At 50.0% G+C, this 19,876-nt stretch carries 17 protein-coding genes; 10 read left to right on the top strand and 7 right to left on the bottom strand.

Translation table 11 applies throughout. The features are described 5' to 3' along the window. The coding region (locus V2I46_06165) for a hypothetical protein (GenBank protein ID MEE4177079.1) at window positions 1-180 on the bottom strand (180 nt) is incomplete at its 3' end. A gap of 531 nt (window positions 181-711) precedes the next feature. On the opposite strand from V2I46_06165, the gene V2I46_06170 reads away from it, so the two are divergent. The 6 genes from V2I46_06170 (at window position 712) to priA (ending at window position 10,234) form a co-directional block, all read left to right on the top strand. Further along, window positions 712-2,724, top strand: coding sequence for a S9 family peptidase (locus tag V2I46_06170; GenBank protein ID MEE4177080.1), 2,013 nt, complete (start codon window positions 712-714; stop codon window positions 2,722-2,724). A gap of 205 nt (window positions 2,725-2,929) precedes the next feature. Beyond that, complete coding sequence (locus V2I46_06175) at window positions 2,930-3,820, top strand: hypothetical protein (protein ID MEE4177081.1); 891 nt, start codon at window positions 2,930-2,932, stop codon at window positions 3,818-3,820. A 161-nt stretch (window positions 3,821-3,981) separates the two neighbouring features. After that, a complete protein-coding gene (hutI, locus tag V2I46_06180; GenBank protein MEE4177082.1) occupies window positions 3,982-5,241 on the top strand; it encodes an imidazolonepropionase in 1,260 nt (419 codons plus the stop codon). After that, window positions 5,238-6,428 (top strand): THUMP domain-containing protein, encoded by a 1,191-nt coding sequence (locus V2I46_06185; GenBank protein MEE4177083.1) that lies wholly within the window; start codon window positions 5,238-5,240, stop codon window positions 6,426-6,428. Before hutI ends, V2I46_06185 begins: the two co-directional genes overlap by 4 nt. 131 nt (window positions 6,429-6,559) lie before the next feature. Further along, window positions 6,560-7,657 (top strand): ATP-dependent 6-phosphofructokinase, encoded by a 1,098-nt coding sequence (locus V2I46_06190; GenBank protein MEE4177084.1) that lies wholly within the window; start codon window positions 6,560-6,562, stop codon window positions 7,655-7,657. Between the two features lie 84 nt (window positions 7,658-7,741). Further along, window positions 7,742-10,234: a primosomal protein N' gene (gene priA / locus V2I46_06195; GenBank protein ID MEE4177085.1), complete on the top strand. Its 2,493-nt coding sequence runs from the start codon at window positions 7,742-7,744 to the stop codon at window positions 10,232-10,234. A gap of 1 nt (window position 10,235) precedes the next feature. Here priA and V2I46_06200 read toward each other — a convergent pair whose 3' ends face one another. Genes V2I46_06200 through V2I46_06215 form a run of 4 tightly spaced genes read right to left on the bottom strand, consistent with a single transcriptional unit; the run spans window position 10,236 to window position 14,078 of the window. Then, window positions 10,236-10,526 carry a septum formation initiator family protein gene (locus V2I46_06200; protein MEE4177086.1) on the bottom strand — a complete coding sequence of 97 codons (291 nt, stop codon included), beginning with the start codon at window positions 10,524-10,526 and terminating at the stop codon, window positions 10,236-10,238. 28 nt (window positions 10,527-10,554) lie between these two features. Further along, on the bottom strand, window positions 10,555-11,280 hold the full coding sequence (gene tsaB / locus V2I46_06205) for a tRNA (adenosine(37)-N6)-threonylcarbamoyltransferase complex dimerization subunit type 1 TsaB (GenBank protein ID MEE4177087.1): 726 nt from the start codon (window positions 11,278-11,280) through the stop codon (window positions 10,555-10,557). A 14-nt stretch (window positions 11,281-11,294) separates the two neighbouring features. Further along, on the bottom strand, window positions 11,295-12,617 hold the full coding sequence (locus V2I46_06210; protein MEE4177088.1) for an efflux RND transporter periplasmic adaptor subunit: 1,323 nt from the start codon (window positions 12,615-12,617) through the stop codon (window positions 11,295-11,297). A 27-nt stretch (window positions 12,618-12,644) separates the two neighbouring features. After that, window positions 12,645-14,078, bottom strand: a complete 1,434-nt coding sequence (locus tag V2I46_06215; protein MEE4177089.1) for a TolC family protein — start codon at window positions 14,076-14,078, stop codon at window positions 12,645-12,647. Window positions 14,079-14,321: 243 nt separating this feature from the next. Between V2I46_06215 and V2I46_06220 the strand changes: the two genes are divergently transcribed. From V2I46_06220 to V2I46_06235, 4 genes are all read left to right on the top strand, one after another. Then, complete coding sequence (locus tag V2I46_06220) at window positions 14,322-15,398, top strand: hypothetical protein (protein MEE4177090.1); 1,077 nt, start codon at window positions 14,322-14,324, stop codon at window positions 15,396-15,398. A 3-nt stretch (window positions 15,399-15,401) separates the two neighbouring features. Further along, complete coding sequence (locus tag V2I46_06225) at window positions 15,402-16,151, top strand: polyphosphate polymerase domain-containing protein (protein MEE4177091.1); 750 nt, start codon at window positions 15,402-15,404, stop codon at window positions 16,149-16,151. Between the two features lie 10 nt (window positions 16,152-16,161). Further along, window positions 16,162-16,836, top strand: a complete 675-nt coding sequence (locus tag V2I46_06230; protein ID MEE4177092.1) for a DUF4956 domain-containing protein — start codon at window positions 16,162-16,164, stop codon at window positions 16,834-16,836. A gap of 94 nt (window positions 16,837-16,930) precedes the next feature. Then, the gene (locus V2I46_06235) at window positions 16,931-17,782 is read left to right on the top strand and encodes a TIGR01777 family oxidoreductase (protein ID MEE4177093.1); all 852 of its coding nucleotides are present in this window, start codon (window positions 16,931-16,933) and stop codon (window positions 17,780-17,782) included. A gap of 61 nt (window positions 17,783-17,843) precedes the next feature. Here V2I46_06235 and radA read toward each other — a convergent pair whose 3' ends face one another. Further along, window positions 17,844-19,211: a DNA repair protein RadA gene (gene radA / locus V2I46_06240; GenBank protein ID MEE4177094.1), complete on the bottom strand. Its 1,368-nt coding sequence runs from the start codon at window positions 19,209-19,211 to the stop codon at window positions 17,844-17,846. A 119-nt stretch (window positions 19,212-19,330) separates the two neighbouring features. Further along, entirely contained in the window at window positions 19,331-19,750 is a 420-nt protein-coding gene (locus V2I46_06245; GenBank protein MEE4177095.1) for a hypothetical protein, read from the bottom strand. Window positions 19,751-19,876 lie beyond the last annotated feature (126 nt).

Genomic DNA, 19,876 nt, shown 5'->3' on the forward strand with positions numbered 1-19,876 from the left:
TTCGCCTTCCCTTATAAACTGGCATGCCTCGCGCAGCAAGGCCTGGTCGACATAGGCCACCTTGCCATGGAGTGTATCCTTTTCATGGGTGATGATGAAGCCGGGAACAAAACCCGATTGAGGAAAAACCGGCAGGATAAATAATAAAACAAACACTTTAAACAGTCCTATCTTTTTCATATGATAATAATATAATTTTTATCCAAAAATAGAATATTTTTTTCAGGAACAAAAGTTCTCTTTGAAATGATGATTCATTAGACTAAAAAAAGTCCCGGGCCACAAAATATCCCGTGGTTGCGTAAGAAAATTCAGGCATAAATCCGCCGAACTCAGGGCAATCATTTCCAAAACCTTTCAGAAGACCTTGGGACAAGGAATATTAAAGAGTGCCTGTTAAACTGGGTTGAAATTACACGGTATCATCTTTGATCTTTAAACGTAGTTCAGGCGGGTTTCAACCGTTTTAAACCGGCTGAAACCCGCCTGAACTACGTCTGAAGTATGAACCAAATCCGTCCACGAATGGCATCGGTCACAAAGGGGGTATGACTGAAAAAACCGGGTATTCCCTAAAACCCCAGCTATCAAAGACCTGGAGGGCGTTTTTGACAAAAAAAAAGAAGAAAAACGAATAAAAAGAATGGGCATTTCCTCAATACTTCCGATAAAATTCGTACCTTTATGGGTCAAACCTAAAAATCCGCAACTATGAACAAAAAAATTCTATTGTTGGTACTTATGATTGGAGCCATTGCTTACTCCTGCCAGGAGCAGAAACAGGACGTTCCTCCCCTGATTGACCGGGAGGTATTTTTCGATGATCCGGAAATCACCGGGGGTCGCCTTTCTCCCGATGGGGCCTACATCTCTTTCCTGAGTCCTTATGAAGGCACGCGAAACATTTGGATCAAAACCCGTGAAGCTTCCTTTGAAGAGGCCATTCCAATAACAGCGGTGACCGAGCGGCCCATTATGGGGTATTTCTGGTCGCGCGACGGAAAGTACCTTTTGTATGTGATGGACAAGGGAGGTGATGAGAATTTCAACATTTATGCCGTCGACCCCCAGGAGGCCAGCGCGGGAGTCATTCCTGAAGCCCGCAACATCACCAATATGGAAGGTGTGCGTGCCGCCATTTATCACATTTCGCGCATTGATCCCGACCTGATGTTTGTGGGTCTGAACAGCCGCGACAGGGCCTGGCACGACCTTTACAGCCTGAAGATCTCAACGGGCGAGCTGACCCTGATGCGCGAAAATACCAATCGCTACACCCGATGGATGTTCGACTATGAAGACAAGCTGCGCCTTGCCATGCGCTCCCTACCCGACGGCACGGAAGAATTGTGGCGGATAGATCCCGAAGGCGAAACCCTGCTCTTCTCGTGGAACGTGCTTGAAACGGCTTATCCCGCTGCCTTCCAGAAGGACAACCAGCATGTTTACATGGTGTCGAATGTTGGCGAAGATACCGATCTGACGCAGCTTTACTTAATGGACATTGAAACCGGGAAGATGGAATTTGTGGAAAAAGACCCGGAAGGGAAAGCTGACTTTGGAGGTCTGGCCATTTCGGACAAGACCCTGGAAGTAATCCTGACCACCTATACCGACGAAAAGACCCGTTATTACTTTAAGGACGAGACCTTTGAGGGACATTTTAACACGGTGAAGGCAGAGCTGGGTGACAAAGAGTATAACTTTTTCAGCCCCACACTCGATGAGCGCTTCTGGCTAATCAGCGCCAGTTCGGATGTTGATCCGGGTTCCGTATACTTGTATGACACCGAAGATCAGAGCCTGACCTTCCAGTACAGTCCGCGGCCCGACATTCCCACCGAACACTTGTCGCCCATGACCAGCATCCGCTATCCTTCGAGCGATGGGATGGAGATACAGGCCTACCTGGTACTCCCCAAAGGCTTTGGCGAAAAGGATCTTCCACTGGTGGTTCACCCGCACGGAGGTCCCTGGGCAAGGGATTACTGGGGCTATAACGGCTATGCCCAGTTTTTGGCCAACCGCGGCTATGCCGTGCTGATGCCCAACTTCAGGGGTTCTACCGGCTTCGGGAAAGCCTATCTGAATGCAGGCAACAAGCAATGGGGCGAGCTGATGCAGGATGATATCACCTGGGGGGTTCAATACCTCGTTGACCAGGGCATTGTTGATCCCGAGCGCGTAGCCATCTTCGGGGGCTCTTACGGGGGTTATGCCACCCTTGCCGGTTTGACCTTTACACCTGATGTTTATGCCGCCGGGGTATCCTTTGTGGGGCCCTCAAACCTCATTACACTGCTGAACTCCATTCCTCCTTACTGGGAAGCTGGACGCACCACATTCCACATCCGTATGGGCGATCCTTCAACACCCGAGGGCTTAGCACAGCTTGAAAAGCAGTCGCCACTTTTCTCGGCCGACAAGATCGCAGCCCCCTTGCTTGTGGTGCAGGGACAAAACGACCCCAGGGTAAATAAGGCTGAAAGCGACCAGATCGTGGTAGCCCTCAGGGAGCGTGGATTCCCCGTGGAATACATCAACGCGCCTGATGAAGGGCACGGCTTTGCCCGCCCGGTCAACACGATGGCTTTCATCGCCGCCATGGAGAAATTCCTTGCCAAGCATATCGACGGACGCTACCAGGAAACAATGACCGACGAGGTAGCCCAGCGCCTGGAGGAAATTACCGTAGATGTATCAACCGTTACGATGCCTGAATAATCATTGCAACAGAAAGCTTAATTTAAACCGCTGTACCTCAAAATGTGCAGCGGTTTTTTTATGCTATTTTCGTTTTTTCATTAAAATTTCATGTTTGGCATCATACTTTTGAGCGTCAGCTTTGGGTTTCCCCTTTCTTTTTATGAAGCTGAGGAAGATAAGGATCATCAAAACAAACGGAGTATTCAATAAAATTTTTCTCAAGATGAAGACAAAAATCACACTGGGATTACTGGCATTCAGCCTGATCCTTTTATTCGGAACCAATTCCTGCCAGAAAGAAACAGAATTTTCGGAACCCTCACTAAGGCTTGCCGAAGAGGAAGCTATCGTGGAAGGTTATTACACAGAAGCGCTTTCTGAAGCCGAAGATGTCAGCAACGTAATGCAGCAAAACAATTACCAGAATCATCAGAACGGCCCCGGATCAGGAACCGGTCCTGGTGGCGGACCTGAAGTCTCAGGAGAACGCATCATTACCGTTGAACAAGTGGAAGGCGAATCGGATTATCCCGGTTTTCCCAAGCTCATCACCATTGAGTTCATTGAGTGGCAGGTTGGCCAGGGCCGCGTGAAAGACGGCATCATCTACATCTGGACCGATGGCCCGATGCGCGCCATTGGCACCACCAGGATCATCACTTTTGAAGACTTTACAGTAGATGGCAACCTGATTGAAGGCACTAAGACCATCTCGAACCTCGACGGTGTTAACCTAACGATTACCCTTGAAGGAGGTAAGATCACCTTTACAGACGGCAGCTTTATCACCCGTGAAATGGAACGCAACCGTGAATGGATCGCGGGACTTGAAACCCCCTTCTTTGTATGGGATGACGAATTCCTCTTCACCGGATCTTGCTACGGCTTGAACCGCGACGGTGTGGAATACACCAACACCATCACGAACGCCCTGCATAAGAAAATGAGTTGCCGCTGGATTGTGGCAGGAACAATTGAAATGCAGGTTGGAGAAACCCTTACAGTACTTGATTATGGCGACGGGGAATGCGACAACCTGGCCACCATAACCGTGGACGGTGAAACCACTGAGATCACCTTGCCACAGCAACCGAGACCCAGACCAATACCATAAGGATTGTGTTTGTTTTTGGTAGACCAGGGCGGGAAGACTTTTTGTTTTCCTCCCTGGTTTTTTATTGGCCAGTGCTTTCCCTGAGCCAAAAGGAAAAGTTTATGTACCTTTGTATGAATGCATAACAACTGCTTTCGGGCAGTTTTTTTATTGAGGCAAAGATGAAGATACTCATTAGCAATATCAAGGAACTGATCCAGGTGGAAACCACACCCCGCAATAAGGTTGCGGGCAAAGAGATGGCCAGCCTGCCCACACTAAAAGACGCCTGGTTGTTTGTTGAAGACGGCCTGATCAAAGGCTTTGGCCTGATGTCAGATTTTAACAAGAGTCCTTTCTTTTCCTGTGCCGGGGCATCAGGGGTAAAGGAAATTGATTCCACGGGAAAGATGGTGTTTCCCAGCTTTTGCGACTCGCACACCCATATTGTTTATGCTGGCAGTCGCGAGATCGAATACATCGACAAGATCAGAGGTTTATCTTATGAAGAAATCGCCAAACGCGGGGGAGGCATCCTCAACTCGGCTCGCAGACTGCAGCAGGCCAGTGAACAGGAACTCACCGACCAGGCCCTGGAACGCCTGGAGGAGATCAAAATGCTGGGCACCGGCGCTGTAGAGATCAAAAGTGGATATGGCCTGACCACAGAAAGCGAACTGAAAATGCTGCGGGTCATCAGAACCTTAAAGGAGCTTAGCCCGCTGACCATCAAAGCCACTTTCCTGGGAGCACACGCCGTGCCGGCTGAATACAAGCACGACCAGGGCGCCTATGTGGATCTGATCATCAACGAGATGATCCCCATGGTGGCCGGTGAAGAGCTGGCCGATTATATCGACGTGTTTTGCGACCGGGGCTTCTTCACCCCAGAAGAAACAGAACGGATGCTGATGGCAGGTTTGAAACATGGCCTTAAGCCGAAGATTCACGCCAACGAGCTGGCCTTCTCGGGAGGCATACAGGTGGGGGTGAAATATGATGCCCTTTCTGTGGATCACCTGGAGTTCACCGGCGATGATGAGATCAAGGCCCTGCTCAACAGCGACACCATGCCCACCTTGCTGCCCGGGGCAGCCTTCTTCCTCGGGATGGAATATCCCCCTGCACGTAAGATGATCGATGCAGGTCTTCCCGTAGCAATGGCCAGCGACTATAATCCCGGCTCTTCCCCTTCCGGAAATATGCAGTTTGTGATGGCGCTGGGGGCCATCAAGTTTAAGATGGTTCCCGAGGAGATCATTCATTCGGTGACCCTGAACGGGGCCTACGCCATGGGCCTGGAAGAAGAATTGGGCACGATAGCAGTGGGAAAGAAGGCCAACGTATTCATCACCAAGCCCATCTCCACTTACGCCTTTATGCCCTATGCCTATGGCAGCAACAAAGTAGAACAGGTTATCATTAACGGAAAACTCCAGTGAGCGAAAACACATTCCCAATCGTAGTAAAAACATTGACCGGTTTGGAGGAGTTGCTCGCCGGAGAACTTCAACAACTGGGTGTTGAAAGCCCCAGAGTGTTGCGTCGCGGGGTTTCCTTTACCGGAACCCTGGGACACGTTTACCGGGCCAATATGTTTTGCCGCACCGCCATCAGCGTGCTCCGCGAGATAGCCACCTTCAACTTCTCCACCCAGGATGAGTTCTATCAGCAGATGCGGGAAATTGACTGGGGCGCACATTTTGGGGTGGACAAGACCATTGTGATCTATTCAGTGGCCGCCCGCAGCGAAATCTTTACCAACACCCTTTTCTTGTCGCAACTCAGCAAGGATGCCATTGTCGATGCTTTCCGCGACAAGACTGGTGAACGGCCCAGCGTAAGCCGCGATGAAGCTGACATCAGGCTGAACATTTATGTGAACGACAACCGCTGCGTGGTGTCGCTCGACAGCAGTGGGGAGCCACTGTTCAAAAGAGGTTACCGGGGGGAAGGCGGCGGTGCTCCCCTGAACGAAGTGCTGGCGGCTGGCCTGATCATGCTGTCAGGCTGGGACAAGCAGTCGAACTTTGTTGACCCGATGTGTGGCAGCGGGACCTTCTCCATAGAGGCCGGCCTGATGGCCAACAACATTTCCCCAGGAAGTCTCAGGAGGCATTTCAGCTTCCAGCAATGGAACGATTATGACCCGCAATTGTGGGAAACCGTTAAAAGCGAAGCCCAAAGCCAGCGCGTTGGCAGCCGCATTACCATTATGGCTTCCGACATGAATGTCAAAGTGATCGACATCGCCCGTAAAAACATTATGGAGGCCGGGTTGATGGGTCAGATCAAACTGCAACGGCAGGAATTTTTTCAGTTCCATCCACCCGCTGGGGGCGGCTGGGTGTTGCTCAACCCTCCTTATGGGCAGCGCATGAAACAGGAGGACTTGCCCGACTTCTACCGTTCCATTGGTGATACCCTGAAAAACAACTACCCCGGATACAAGGCGGGAATCATCACCTCCGATGTACCCGCCATGAAGTCCATTGGGTTGAAACCCATTTCACGGACGACCGTCTTCAATGGCGCCCTGGAATGCAAGTTCATGGTGTTTGAATTGTTTAAGGGGTCACATAAAGATCACGTGATTTCAACCCGCCCGAAAAGAAAAAGGATAGAATAAGGCAGCTTAGTGAAGCATTCCTAACTGCTGATTTTTTCATATCTTTGCACCTCTTTTATTTAAGTTGTGGAAGTTTGTCCATTTCCCATCCATTTTAATTTTTTGACATCAGCATTATTTAAAACATATCCATGAGAAAACGAGTATTGGTAGCCACCGGTGGTGGCGACTGTCCCGGTCTGAATGCGGTCATACGTGCCATTGTTCTGCGTGCCGCCAAGGAACGCGACTGGGAAGTGGTAGGAAGCATCAATGCCTTTGATGGCATCCTGAATGAGCCCAATGAAATTGTAGTGCTCACTGAAAAAGAAGTAGCGGGCATCCATATTCGCGGAGGTACGATTATTGGAACCACCAACAAGGGAGGCCCTTTTGCATGGCCCATTAAAAACCCCGACGGAAGCTGGGGCGAAGCCGATCGTTCTGACGAGATGCTTCGCAGGCTTCAGTACCTTGGAGTGGATGCCGTGATCAACATCGGGGGCGATGGCTCCCAGCGCATATCGCAGGCTCTCTTCGAAAAAGGCCTCAACGTTATCGGAGTACCCAAAACCATTGACAACGACCTTTCGGCCACCGACTTCACCTTTGGTTTTCAAACTGCCGTCCAGGAAGCTACCACGGCCGTTGACAAACTGGTGACCACGGCAGCCAGCCACAACAGGGTACTGGTACTGGAAGTGATGGGCCGTTATGCAGGCTGGATTGCCTTGCACAGCGCCGTGGCGGGGGGTGCCGATGTGTGCCTGATCCCCGAGATCCCCTATGACCTCAACAAGGTAATGGACAAGATCTACAGCCGCTTTCACCGCGGACGTGGCTATGCCATCATTGTCATCGCCGAAGGCGCCAAACAAGTCAACGGTGAGATGTATTACGAGGAGAGCTCTGAGGTCGGTTATGAAAACATACGTTTGGGCGGAGTGGCATCAAAACTGATCCACGACCTGAAGACTGCAGGCCTTGAAACCGATATGCGTGAAACCGTGCTGGGTCACCTGCAGCGCGGGGGAACGCCCATTGCCTACGACCGTGTGTTGGCTACACAATTTGGGGCTAAAGCATTTGAAATGGTCCTTAAGCAGGAATTCGGGAAAATGGTGGCTTACCGCCATCCCAATATTGTTTCTGTACCTTTCACTGAGGCCATCACCCAGTACAATTTTGTGGACCCCGACTCTGACCTGGTAAAAACCGCCAGGGGAATCGGCATTTGCATGGGAGACTAAAGCCATACCCCAACAGCGCACTGAAAGTCTCCAAAAAGAAGTAATTTTGATTTCCCCCGGGACATTAAAATGACTTCTTTTTTTATGGAGCGTCTGACCCTTTTTGCCGATATCCTGTTGCCACTGCCTTTAAAAGGCCTGTTCACCTATCGGGTGCCACAGTCGCTCAACGAGCAGATCCGGGTGGGTCAGCGTGCAGTGGTTCAATTTGGCTCACGCAAGGTTTACGCAGGGCTCGTAAGGAACGTTCACACCCAACCTCCGCGCGATTTTCAGGCCAAGTACATCCTCTCGCTGCTGGATGACGAGCCCGTAGTGAAAGAAGATCAGTTCCTGTTCTGGGAGTGGATTGCCAATTATTACCTCTGCACCCTTGGGGAGGTAATGAATGCAGCCCTTCCACCTGCCATGAAGCTTTCGGGCGAAACAAAAATTTTGTTGCATCCCCAGGCTGACTTAGAAACCGAAGAAATCAGCGAAAAGGAGTTTGCCCTGCTGCAGGCCCTCAAAAACAAGAAGGAAATGAGCCTGAGTGAGGCCTCAGGCATTGCCGGGCTTCCCAAGGTGCTTCCCCTGCTGAAAGGGATGATCGAAAAAGGGATGATCGTGATGCAGGACAGCCTCGATGACCCGTGGCAACCCCGAACGGAAACCCTTGTAAAGCTTACAACCGAATATGCCATTGAAGAAAAGCTTAAAGAGGTCTTCGATCAGACTGAACGAAAAGCTCCGCGACAACTGGAACTGCTGATCAGCTTTATTCGCCTGTCGCGTCGTTATGAGCCCCATCCGGCTGAGGTCCTGCAAAAAGAACTGACCGCTACAGTAAAAGGAGGCCCGGCGGCATTGAAAGCCCTGATTGGGAAAGGCGTTTTTGAGACCTATACACAACAGGTCAGCCACTTCAGTCATCAGGATGCAAAAAAGGATATGGTGGTTTTCAACGAACATCAGGAAGCAGCATGGAAAGAGATCAATCAAAGCTTCCAGCATCACGATATTACCTTACTTCACGGGGTAACCTCGAGTGGCAAAACGGAGATTTATATCAAGCTTATCCGCGAATACATTGAGCAAGGGATGCAGGTGCTTTACCTCCTCCCTGAAATCGCCCTGACAGCACAGATCATCAACCGGCTTCAGCGACACTTTGGTGATCGGGCAGGGGTGTATCATTCCCGTTTCAGCGCCGGTGAGCGCATCGAAGTATGGAACAACCTATTGCTGGGAGGCATCGTTTCACACAACAAGGTGATCCGCTACGACCTGGTTCTGGGGCCGCGCTCTGCCATGTTTCTGCCATATAGTAAGCTGGGGCTTATCATTGTCGACGAGGAACATGAGCCTAGTTTTAAACAGCATGACCCTGCCCCCAGATACCAGGCAAGGGATGCTGCCATATATCTGGCCAGGATGCATGGGGCTAAAGTATTGCTCGGGTCGGCCACCCCTTCCCTGGAGACCTTTTTCAATGCACAGACAGGAAAGTTCGGGTATGTGGATCTGAATCACCGCCACGGCGGGGTAAAGATGCCCGAGATCATCGTGGCCGATTTGCGGCAGGAGTCACGAAACAGGAAAATGAAGTCACACTTTTCTTCCATGCTTTATGAGAGCATCCAAACAGCATTGGCCAATAAGGAGCAGGTGATCCTGTTCCAGAACCGAAGAGGCTTCTCTCCCCGGCTGGAATGCGAAGCCTGTAACTGGATCCCTGAGTGCAAGCAGTGCGATGTGAGCCTGGTCTATCACAAAAAGATCAACAAGTTAAAGTGCCATTATTGCGGGTATACCATTACCCAACCCAGCAATTGTCCGGTATGCAACTCAACCAACCTGAGACTAAAAGGGTTCGGGACCGAAAAAATTGAAGAGGAACTGCCGGTGTTTTTCCCGGAAGCCACCAATTCCCGAATGGACCTGGACACCACCCGTTCGAAAAACGCCTACAGTTCGATTATCAATGACTTTGAAGAACGCAGGATCGATATCCTGGTGGGCACCCAGATGGTCAGCAAGGGCCTCGACTTCAACAATGTGAGTGTAGTAGGCATTCTCAATGCCGACAACATGCTGAACTTTCCTGATTTCAGGGCTCACGAACGGGCCTTTCAGCTGATGGCCCAAGTAAGCGGGCGTGCCGGCCGCGACCAGAAACGCGGAAAGGTGATCATCCAGACCTGGAACCCCCAGAACACCATCATCAAGCAAGTGGTAGCCAACGATTACGAATCGATGTACCACACCCAGATCATGGAACGCCAACGCTTCCATTACCCGCCTTTTTTCAGGCTGATCCGGGTGACTGTTTTGCACCGTGATGCCAGTGTGGTCAACCAGGCTGCCGACGAGCTCTCACAACGCCTCCGCAAACATTTCCCCAAAAAGGTGCTGGGACCCGAGTATCCCCCGGTATCACGCATCAGGAACCAGTACATGAAAAACATGATGGTAAAACTGGAGCGCGATGCAAAACTCAGCGCCAGCAAAGATAAGCTCAGTGAAATAGTGGATTTTTTTCTTGCCGATCCGGCCTTTAAGCGGATAAGGGTCATCCTGGATGTGGACCCAGCTTGATTCAGTCTTCTGCGATGATAAAAATTTCCTCGTCCTCCTTTTTCATCAGGTAGTTTTCACGCGCATACTTTTCCAAGGCTTCCGGATTCTCCTTAAGCTCGCGGATTGAAGTGCTGTCCCGTTCAATTTCTTCAGAATAGTAGTTCTTGTCGCGACGCAGCTCAATCAATTGCTTACGCATGCGCCATTGCTGAATCAGGTTGTTCTTGTCGAAAAAAGCAAGCCAAACCACCATCACCACAAGGGCGATGATGTATTTGTTCTTCAGAAAAGAAGGAAGGTTTAATTTCATCAGGCTTCTTTTTTACAAAGGTAAAAAATTAGCGATACAGGCCTTTCACTTTGGGAATTCCGGCCACAAAATCTTTCAGGTAAAAAGGCTCAAAATAAGCCACATCAACAAAGGCAGAGGCTTGAAATTTTTCCGTAGTCTGGGTCATCATGCCTTTCACTGAGGGGAAGACATCATCAAAAATCAGGGCATTGGGATGCTGTAACAGGGTTTTGCATTTGGAAGCCCCATCCCCAAAGAAAGCCACACGATAGCGACTGAGCCATTCCTCGAAGGAGCCCTCCTCGACCACTTTAGCTTGGGTGGGCTCCACGTGTTTAAGTTTCGTGTCAAACAATGCATGATACACTTCCATCCTACGGGCATCGATCATGGGGCAAAGCAAAAGAGGAAGATCAGCATTGGGATGGGCATTCAGTGCTTCTGTTTTCGTTTCAAGACACAGGCTTGCCATGGCCTGAAGGGTGTCAATGGCCATCAGGGGAATGTCGAGGGCATAGCAGACACCTTTGGCTGCCGAGACCCCAATGCGCAAACCTGTGTAGGACCCTGGGCCCTGGCTTACGGCTACTCCGTCGAGGTCTTTGGCGGTGAGCCCGGATTCGTTCAGCACGTTCTCAATGAATACCGTCAGGACAGCCGAATGGGAATAATTCATGCTTTGGTCCTCCCGGATCGACAGCAGATCCCCATCACGCAGAATACCCACTGAACAAACCCGGGTAGAAGTTTCAATGCACAAAAGATTGGCCATAAGTCTTTGCAAGCTTAATTCTCCCCAAACAATTCCTGGCGTTCGGTTTTAATCACTGCATCACCATCCTTTAATTCGCGCGAAATGGCACGATATGGACCAGTAATGACCTCTTGCTTTTCTTCCAGTCCAGACTTTATTTCAATGTACTGTGAATCTTGAATACCTGTTGTAACCGGTTGAAGTACCGCTTTTCCGTCTTTAAGAAGAAAAACATACTCCTGGGGACTTTGGGGAGTTTCAGGCGGAGCCTGGATGCTATCGCCCCTGGGGGTTTCTTCCTGACGGGTAGTAACGGCCTGAATCGGCACCGAAAGGGCATCATGCACGCGCTGAGTACGAATGTCAACCGTGGCTGACATGCCTGGCCTAAAGGGAGAAAGGTGCGGCTGGTCTTCTGAAACCAAATCCTGATACGACTCGGTAAGGATTTCGATCCTCACCTCAAAATTGGTCACCTGATCAACGGTTAAGCCTTCCACTTGGGCAGAGTTGGAAATGGCCGTAACCACACCCTGGAATTTTTTACCCAAAAATGCATCGATCTCAATGCTGGCCGTGTCGCCTTCGTGCACCCTGATGATGTCGTTCTCATTCACCTCCACCAACACCTCCATTTGATTCAGGTTGGCAATGCGCAGGATTTCTGTCCCGGCAAATTGCGAGGTACCGACCACTCTTTCGCCGATCTCAGCATCGAGGCGCGATACCGTCCCATCCATTGGAGCAAAGATGCTGGTCTTTGCCAGGCTCTCGCGGGCTTCCTTCAAAGAGGCCTCAGCGCTTTTTACCTGGTATTCGGCACCAACAACACTCTGACGGGCGGCCTCTACTTCGGCCTGTGCCACCAGGTATTGCGCCCGGGCAGCTTCAAATTCCGAGTCGGAGATGGCACCCTGATCGTATAATTGCTGATTGCGGTTGTAACTTGAGGTAGCATTGATAAACTGGGCTTCAGCCTGTGAGGAACGGGCCCTTGCATTAGCCAGGTTGGCACGGCTGGTATTTACGGAGGCAGCCACACGGTCAAGCGCCGAGAGATACAGGTCGGGGTTGATCTTCGCCAACAAGTCGCCCCGCTTAACGAAATCTCCCTCGCGGATCGGCAACTCAATGATCTCTCCCGATACATCGGGACTGATCTTGACTTCCGTTACCGGCTGCACTTTCCCACTTGCGGTCACGATTTCTACAATGTTACGGGGTGTCACCTCCTCCGTGGAAACACGGGTGCCTTCCTGGCTGCCAATCCAGCCTGCCTTACTGCCTACGATCAGAAACACCACCAATACCGCCAAAACGATCAGGACGATTCTGAGCAATTTTTTATTTTTCATCGGATACTATTTTCAGGGTTGCAATTTTTATAAACTTAACGGAACACCTAAATAAAAATCAAGCACTTTGGTGCGGAATACATATTCGTATTTCGACTGCAGCAGATCAGACTGTGCAGCGCTCAAACGGTTTTTAGCATCGTTATATTCCAAAGAGTTTACCATCCCCAGACTGAAGCGCTGTTCGGTATACCGAAAGGCTTCTTCCAGGGCCTGTACGTTTTTGATGGTGGCAGTGTACCTTTTGAGGGCGGCCTGTGCATCAGCATGTGCCTGCTGAACGTTTTTAAAAAACTGAACCCGCACCAGCTGCTGATTCAGGTTGGCATTTTCAAGGGCGATGCGCGAACGGCTAATACTTGCCTTGGTCTGGAAGTTGTTAAAGATGGGAATGGTAAGCACAAATGCGAGGCTGCGGTTCAGGTTGTCTTCCAGCTGGTCGCCAAAAGGCTTGATCTGGGTCAGGTAGTCCAAAGAGGGTGCGAAAACGGGTTCTCCGCCTTCCGTTTCACCAATTTGCTGGGGCTCACCGATCATTACGTCGGTAATCTCACGGCTGGCGCCCGAATATCCTGTTCCGTAATTTCCGCGAAAGCTCAGCATGGGGCTGCGACCCCCCTGGGCAATCTTCACGCCCCGTTCAGCACTGGCAACACGCAGTTCGGCCGAACGTACTTCCGGCTGGCTGTTCACAGCGGTCGTATAGATCTGCAGGGGACTATGTTCCGTTTCCCCAAAAGTCTCTATTTCAATCTCCGGAACCTCAATTTCAAAATTACTATAATCTTCAAGGTCGAGCAGCTGTGCCAGGTTCAGATAGGCAATATCGAGCTGGTTTTCGGCATTGACCAGTTGAAGTTCCTCCGAAGCGGCTTGGGCTTCTATGGTATAAAGGCTGCCCCTTGCCAAGGTGCCTGCCTCCACCAGCCGGCGGGTATGATCCACCTGTTGCCGGCTGACCTCCAGGTTGCTTGCCGTAACTTCCACCAGTTCCCGCGCAAACAGAATCTGCAGATAAGCTGAGGCAACAGCAAGCGAAATGTCATTCTCTATCTTTTCCACATCAAAGCGGGAGGCTTCCAGCTCATGGCGGTTCTGCGCAATGGTATTGCGGACCTGTAAACCACTGAAGAGGTTGAGCCCGGTGCTCAGGCTAAAGTTGTTCGAACGAACGGTTTCTGTGGCAAATTCATTGGTAAACGGGTCAATCGTTCGACCAAAGTTATAGCCGTGCGAAGCGTTGGCATTGATGCTGGGAAGCTGATTGGCACGCGTCTGCAGTAAATTCTCTTCGGCAATCTCAACGCTAAGCTTTTGCTGCTTGATTTGAATGTTGTTTTTCAGGGCATGATCTACACAGTCTTTTAAACTCCATGGGTCCTGGCCATTAACGGCAAGCCCTGGAAAAAGAATAAAAGACAGCAAGAAAAAAAGCCCTTTTTTCCTGATTGGTTGCATCATTGGAATAATCTTATTTAATTGCCTTCAAAACCGACAATAATGAAGTAAATGCAAAAGTAATCAATCTGAAAATAAGATACGTCTATTTCCCGCCTCTTTCCTGAAAAGATTTAGAAACTTTATCAATTCAGCCGTATGCTTTAGGCAGACTTGACCAGTATGATTAACTTTGTGCAGAGCGATCCTGTATATTTTCAAGCTGTTTTATTGAATCCACATAGGAAGATAGGGGTACATTAAATTATGAAATTAAAGGTTTTTCTGGCCATTTTGATTTTGGTCATTCTCGCCAGTTTATTTTTTTTGCCTCTGATCAAGATATCCTATGGGGTCAGGAGCCAGGGAATAATCTATCCCATCCGTGAATGGGTCCTGGCTAAAGCCGATGACGGGCTCCTTACCCATACGCTGCACGACAACTTCAATCACGCTGTTGCATATCATGCCATCACTGAGTTTCAACGGGGAGACCACGGTGAGTTTGTCCTTCACCCGAACGTATTCGACGCTGAAAGAGTGAATGAAAATGATACCATAGGTTTTTTACGCTCCAATGAGGAACAGCGATTGCTGATGCAGCTTACCGGGCAACTGGATGTGAACCGCCGTTTGCTTGAGATGTATGCTTCCGGCGAGCGGGCCGAAGATGTAGCGGTCGCCCGCGAACGCATGGAACTGGCAGAAAAAGAATTTGAAACCCAGGAAAAACTGTATGAGCGGGCTGAGCGTCTTTTGGAGGAAAAGGTGATTTCGCCCCAGGACCATGAACTTGCCCGAAACGAGTTCGAGGTCAAGCGAATGGCCCTTCAAATTGCGCGCTCAGAATATGAAGCCATACAAGCTGGTGCTAAACCCGAACAACTGGAACTGGTGCGGGCCGAGATCCGCTCGCTTGAATCCCAGATTCAGCAAACGCAATCACGCCTGGACGCCTTCATCATCCAGGCCCCTTTTTCAGGCATTATTCTGCGCGATGGGCCTGAAATTATCACTTCCGAAAAAATCATCCGCATTGCCGACGACTCCGTTTTTATCGTGGTGCTTCCCGTTGAAACCCACCACCTCCCCTATATCCAAACCGGGCAGAAAATTACCCTGAGCCCGGAAACCCGGGAGGAACCCGTGCAAGCTACCATCGCAGCCATAGGCAATTCGGTTCAGATCATCAACCGCCGCCAGAATGTTTTCATCACCGCAGTGCTCGACCAGCATCCCTCCTATATTTTCCCCAAGATGCTCATTCAGGCCGAGATCGAGACCGGCAGAATCACCCTTCGCGAATATGCCAGGCGCTTATTAAAAACCATTTACGCCAATTAACGCATGCTTCGCAACGAACATAAATATCTTGTCCCTAACAGGCTGCTCGACCCTCTCAGAAGCAGGGTAAATGCTTTCGTCAGGCCCGATATTTTTGTACGCGACAACCCGGAGGGACTTTCACAATATACCGTTCGCAGTATTTATTTTGACAACCGGAAGCTGGAAACCTATTACGAGAAACTGGGGGGTATTTTCAATCGGCGCAAATTCAGGGTGCGTGGCTATCACGGGCCTGAACCGGAAGAACAGGTCGTGCTGGAGATCAAACGAAAGATCGGCAACAAAATAAAAAAACACCGGGCATTTGTCGATTATCCGAATTTGGATGACCTGCTCTTATCCGGAAATGTGGAATCTTATGTTGAAAATTCCACCGAAAAAGCTTCCGCCCACGAAGATGCAGCGCGTTTTCTCTTCCATCTGAAAAGCAAACATTTGGTACCAACCTGCCTTATTGCTTATGAGCGCGAGGCTTATCACGGCCTGTTGGACCCAGGGGTCAGGGTCACTTTCGATAAAAATCTGCGGAGCCGGATGTTTCCCCAGACCTCCCAGCTTTTCCTGGAAGAGGGGCTGCGCAAATTTTTCCCCAGTCATTTTATTCTTGAAATAAAATATTTCACCGAAAAGATGCCACGCTGGGCCCGTTCGATCATACAGGAATTTCGGCTGCGCAACGAAGCCCTGTCAAAATACACCCTGGGCATCGACGCCCACAATACAACAGGCAGCCCTTCCACAAACTATTAAAAGCTTCATTATGGTACCAGAATTTCAGGAGATATTCACTTTTACCATTACCGTATGGGATGTGTTGGCCAATGTGATGGTGGCCCTCCTGTGCGGTTTGTTTATTGCCCTGCTTTACCGCTATACCTACCGCGGGCTCAACTACTCGAGTTCATTTACCGTTTCCCTGATTCTTTTAACCATGATCACTGCCATCGTGATCATGGTTATTGGCAACAACCTGGCCCGTGCCTTCGGGATGGTGGGTGCCATGTCCATCATTCGTTTCCGTACGGCGGTCAAGGATGCATCCGACATCATGTTTATCTTTTTCGCCCTGTCCATTGGCCTTGCGGCAGGGGTTAAACTCTACTCCATTGCCATTGTGGGGACCCTTTTTGTAGGGACGGTTTACTTTGTGGTGATGAAATTTGATCTTTCACTGCCCAACAGCCGGGAGTACCTGATTCAGATCACCGCCCACAATCCAGACCTGCCCGAAAACCCTTTCAGTGAGATCTTTAGAAGCCATTGCCGAAACTTTAAGCTGGTAAACGTCAAAACCATCGGTGATGAGCACAGCGATGAAATTGAATTCTCATACTATCTGGGCCTGAAAGACCGTGAAAAGGGCAAAACGCTGATTACCCGCATAAAGGAGGTGCCGGGTGTAAAATATGTGAACCTGTTCTTTGATGAAGATTGATGGCGACTTTAAAACCATTAAGGATGCTCCGGTTTTGAATAAACAGCACCTAATGACCCTTTAAAACCAAAAAAACAACCTTAATCCGAATGCTATGAAAGCAGCAATCAGTGGCAGCAGTGGTTTCCAGGGAAAAGCCGTAACCGCTTGGCTGAAGGGAATGGGCTATGAGGTCGTTTCCCTTTCGCGAAAAGATTTATACGGTTCTCCCGAAAACCTGTCCGCACGGATCCAAGGGGCCGCGGTGGTGATTCACCTGGCAGGAGCCCCCATTATCGGACGCTGGACGCCAAAATACAAACAGGAGGTTTACGACAGCCGCATCATCACCACCCGCAACCTGGTCAATGCCATGGGCCGGCTTGAAAAGAAACCCCGCACGTTCATCTGTGCTTCTGCCATTGGCATTTACCCCACCCAGGGCGTTTTTACCGAAGACCGCAAAGAAGTGGCGGGCAACTTCCTGGGAAAAGTTTGCAAGGACTGGGAAGCGGCTGCAGCAAAGGCTCCAGAGGAAGTCCGTGTGCTGAATTTCCGTTTTGGCATTGTGCTGGGAAAACAGGGGGGTGCACTTCCCAAACTGGCTCTCCCCTTCCGGCTGTTTATCGGGGGCAGGATCGCTTCCGGCAAACAAATGATATCCTGGATACACCTGGACGATGTGCTGCAAATTTTCAGGTTTGCCCTGGAAAACGAAACCCTTTCGGGACCGCTAAACATTTGCACGCCCCAGCCTGTAAGCAATCAGCAACTGTCGCAGGCCATTGCGCGTACCCTGGGTCGGCCCGCTTTTTTCCCGGTACCTGCTTTTGCCCTCCGGCTGGTATTTGGCGATGGGGCCATGATGCTCACCCAAGGACAGGAAGCCCTGCCCAAAAAACTGTTGGATGAAGGCTTCAGGTTTCAGTTTCCCGAAATCCAGCATGCACTGAAAGATTTATTGTAAAAAGATGCGCTGAAATCCGGGCTGGAAATATTACGCCCGAATTATGTGGTATCCAGACATCTTATCCGAACAGCAGCCTGAAAACCTGGTCAATGCGATTCACCGGGTGGATGCGGATTCCAAATTCCTTTTTCTCAAGGCCCTTCATATTATATTTGGAAACAAAGATCTCCTCAAAGCCCAGTTTGGCGGCCTCTGTAATGCGCTGCTCAATGCGGGTTACAGGACGGATCTCGCCGGTAAGCCCCACCTCGGCTGCAAAACAGGCCTTCCCGCTGATGGGGATGTCTTCATTGGACGACAGCACGGCGCAAATCACCCCCAGGTCAATGGCGGGATCGTCCACTTTAATGCCTCCCGTGATGTTCAGGAACACATCCTTGGCAGAGATCCTGAAGCCGTTTCTTTTCTCGAGCACAGCCAGGAGCATGTTCAGGCGCTTGAAGTCAAAGCCGTTCGAGGACCGTTGTGGCGTTCCGTAAGCGGCAGAACTTACCAATGCCTGTGCCTCAATCAGGATGGGGCGCTGGCCTTCAATGGTAGCCGAGATGGTCACCCCACTCACTTCTTCATCACGCTGCGACAACAAGATCTCTGAAGGGTTTGCCACTTCGCGCAAGCCATTGCCACGCATCTCGAAAATGCCCAGCTCGCTGGTGCTTCCAAAACGGTTCTTGGCGGCCCGCAAAATACGGTAAACGTGGTTATGGTCGCCCTCAAACTGAAGCACCGTGTCGACCATATGCTCCAGGATCTTAGGTCCAGCCAGCGATCCGTCCTTCGTAATGTGCCCGATCAGGAACACCGGAACGGCGCTTTCCTTGGCATAACGCTGAAACTCAGCGGCGGTTTCCCTGATTTGGGAAATGCTTCCTGCCGACGACTCAATGGAAGGGGTGGTCAGGGTTTGAATGGAGTCGATGACCACCATTTCAGGAACGAGGTCTTCAATGTGCTTAAAAATAACGGAAGTATCTGTTTCGGTCAGGATATAGCATTCAGCGTGATCGTGCCCTAGCCGGGTAGCCCGCATTCGCAGCTGCAAATCACTCTCCTCGCCCGAGATGTACAGGACTTTGGTATTTTTGATCTGCAGGGCAATCTGCAACATCAATGTCGACTTGCCGATGCCCGGTTCTCCCCCGATGAGCATCAGGGCTCCGGGGACAATCCCTCCGCCCAGCACACGGTCGAGTTCATTGCTGCCCGATGACTGCCTTTTTTCATGGCTCGCCTCAATCTCGTGTATAAGCCTGGGCCGGCTGCCCCCTTCGCGCTTCGAGACATAAGACCTGGATCCGCTTTCCTTTTGAAGCACCTCTTCGTGGTAGGTGTTCCACTCACCGCAGGAAGGACAACGCCCGATCCATTTGGCCGACCGGGCACCGCAATTGCTGCAGAAAAATTCTGTTTTAATCTTTGCACACATCTGAATATCTGTATATTATGCCCGGACCAAAAAGAAAAAAGGGAAAACCCAATCACAATGGATTAGTGGTTTTCCCTCTGCAACCATGAAAACAAGTCCTTAAAGGTACAAATAAATATTTAATTGCCGGTTTTTTTTACAAATTCTTTATAAAAAATACCTCCCGGAACCTCTATGCTTATAACCAACTTATCGCTTGTAAGCTTAAAAATCTCCCAGCTGGTGTTAAACGTTGAGTAATTCAGGTTTGCCAGTTTCAAAAACATTTTGGTGCCCTTACGCTCAACAATATATTTTCCGTTGTCGTGAAGCCAGCGTTCTTCAGGATTATCAATCTGAAAGCGAAAAATGTCAATGTTATTATCAAACATTTCCCATACTTCCCCCTGGCCGGGCTCAATGTCGGTCACATCAACCACATCCCAAACGCCCACAATGCGCTCTTCGTATTCCTGTTTCTTACAGCCATTGAAAAATACCAGGAGGGATACCGCAATGAGGATGCCGCTTAAAGAAATGGAAGAAAATAACCTTTGCATGGTGAAAGCTCTTTGTTAAAGGTCAAATTTATTAAAAAAACCCATGCTATTCCCATTCCGTTTTTTAGGAAAAAAACCAACAGCCTGCAAAGTGTTCGCTCCCGGACAAAGATCTCAAATTCTAAA

Source organism: Bacteroides sp. (assembly GCA_036351255.1).
GTDB lineage: Bacteria > Bacteroidota > Bacteroidia > Bacteroidales > UBA7960 > UBA7960.